Origin of the sequence: Xanthomonas populi (assembly GCF_002940065.1) — a bacterium.
Lineage (GTDB): Bacteria > Pseudomonadota > Gammaproteobacteria > Xanthomonadales > Xanthomonadaceae > Xanthomonas > Xanthomonas populi.
Map to the genome: position 1 here is coordinate 1 of NZ_MDEJ01000247.1, position 2444 is coordinate 2444.

Consider the following 2444-nt stretch of genomic DNA (forward strand, 5'->3'; position numbering starts at 1 on the left):
CTTGCCCAAGCCCTGCGCATCACCGAATGTCAGTTGCATGGATGCCTCCTCAAGGTGAGTGCGTCGTGTCGCGCATCTATAGCGAGTTGTTCAGAGGTTCCCTAAAGCCGACCTCGCACTATCTGGAACGCCGACGCGCCGCCCTATTCAGCAATCGTGTCGATGCACGACGCCAGACAAGGCATGGGTCGGAAAACTGGCTGGAAATCCATTCGCAGCGCTGCGATGCCGGGATGCGCAAGGCATCCGACCGATGAGGCAAAGCAGTGCTTATGTGCTTACCAGGCGTATGCCGAGCGCAACATTACGCAGCGCGGCAGATCCACTGCCATCGCATGCGGTGTTTGCACGCGCATTGCTGGTGAAAAGACGAAACATAGTCATCGATATGGATCGAGGCAACACTGTTGCCCTTTGCACTATTAAGCGCATGTCCCTCTCCCTCCCAGAAGAGATACCGCGTCGCGCGGATCCTTAATGCCGGGAACCTTAGCTCGATTATCGTGGTGCGGAACTGCACGTGCGAAGCTATGCGCGAGCCAGCGAACCTTCTGGACGCGTAAACGTCGCGTTGTCATTCAACTGCGACCTACATCGTTAAACGGATCAGCGCCGCAAGAAACGGCGCAGTCCGGCTGCCACGACACCACGCAACAACCTCCGGCGTGCCGGCCACAACAACCTGTCCGCACGCACCGCCGGTCCCTGGCCCCATGCCCAGCACCCAATCGCTGCTGGCGGCCACGCGCATATCGTGCTCGGCCACGATCACCGTGTTGCCCGCATCCACCAGCCCTCGCAGCGGACGCATCAAGGTATCCGCGCAGTTGCAGACAACCGCTCGCGTTGCGCGCATGGCTGTGCACCTGCGGCGGCGTGCTGAACAGATAACGGCGTGTGGTTGAGACTTCCACGTGTTCCAATCCCGCCGGCGGGCCGCTATTCAGCACTTTCCCACCATGCACGCCGGCGGCCGGGCCCACGTCCACGATCCAGTCCGCATGGCGGATCACATCCACCTTGTGTTCGACCTCGACCACCGAATTGCCGGTGACCTTGAGCTGATCCAACGCACCCAGCAACGCCTGCGCATCGGCCGGATGCGACCCCGCCGATGGTTCGTCCATCACATGCACCACGCCGAACGACTGCCAACGGATCTGTGTGGCGAGCCGCAAACCTTGCAACTCGCCGGGCGATAATGTCGGCGTGCTGCGCTCCAGGCTGAGATAGCCCAGGCCCACTTCCTGCACCACCTCGATACGCGCACGCAGATCTGCGGCAATGCGTTGCGCGGCGATCACTTGCTCCGGATGCTTGGCCGTATCGTTACGCTTTCCGTCCGCAGCCGGATGCAGCAACTGCGCCACTTCGTGCAATGGCCGCCGCGACAACGTACCGATATCCAACCCGTCAAACGTCACCCACAGCGCCTCGCGTCGCAGCCGCTTGCCATCGCATTGCGGGCACTGCGTGCTGATCAGACACTGTGCCAGGCGCTTTTTCATCTGCGCGCTTTGCGTGGCGGCAAACACGCCAGCCGTGATGCGCATCAGTGCGCAGCCGATCACTGACGGCGTGAGCCATCCGCATCCGCCACCCGCAAGCGCGATCACCCCAGCGCGTGCGCCGGCACCAGCTGCTCGCCGGTGTTCGCAAGCGCCTGCATGCGCGTGACCACGCCACTGAACAGGCGCGCAGTGGCCGCATCGCGCGTGCGGAAGATGGCTTCTAGCTCACCGTAGTACCACAACGTGCCGGCGCGCCCGGCGGTGAACATATTGAAGATATCCTGCCCCACGGCGGGGTTTTCCAGGTCCTGCACGATGGTGCGCGCGTTATAGAGTTTGTCGCAGCCGGACACCAATAGCGCCCGCTCGGGCGTCTTGCGCAAGTGCTCCAGGTAGGCCAGCTTGCGCTCGCGCCAATCGCGTTTGCGGGCGCTGTCGGTATTGTCCACGTCGGCCTTGTCTTCGGCAGTGGCATCGGTGCACGCCATCACAATGTCGGCCACCGCATCGCCGAACTGCGCGCGGATCGAGGCCTCGTGGCCACCGCCGCAGTCTTCCACCACGTCGTGCAGCAGGCCGGCAATGGCCTGCTCTTCGTCGCCGCCACATGCCAGCACCAGCGTGGACACGCCCAATAAATGGCTCAGATACGGAATCTGCGTGCCCTTGCGCACCTGCCCGGCATGGGCGATGCGCGCGTAATCCACAGCCAGGGCGTAACGTTCGGTGAGAGCGGTCATGGGGCGTCCGATGCAGGCGATGGCGCAGTATCGCCGAGCCCGACCACGCGCAAGGTGAGGATGCTGCGACGATGGATGTGCAGACTCAACGACGCGCTGTTGCGGCCGATAAGATTAAGGGCACCTCGAACAACCAAGTCGTAGCCGTGGTGACACGCACTGGATGATGACCATACCTTCAAAAAATCAGCGA

General features: G+C 62.5%; 2 protein-coding genes and 1 pseudogene. All 3 read right to left on the reverse strand.

Features of this window, described 5'->3' with window-relative positions:
* Positions 1 to 818 precede the first annotated feature (818 nt).
* Positions 819 to 1532, reverse strand: a pseudogene (locus XpopCFBP1817_RS20430) (excinuclease ABC subunit A); the annotation flags it as partial.
* Between the two features lie 80 nt (positions 1533 to 1612).
* Entirely contained in the window at positions 1613 to 2251 is a 639-nt protein-coding gene (locus tag XpopCFBP1817_RS20435) for an HD domain-containing protein (RefSeq protein WP_128418463.1), read from the reverse strand.
* A partial coding sequence (locus XpopCFBP1817_RS22355) for a hypothetical protein (protein WP_208619685.1) occupies positions 2248 to 2444 on the reverse strand: 197 nt, incomplete at its 5' end. The genes XpopCFBP1817_RS20435 and XpopCFBP1817_RS22355, both read right to left, overlap by 4 nt.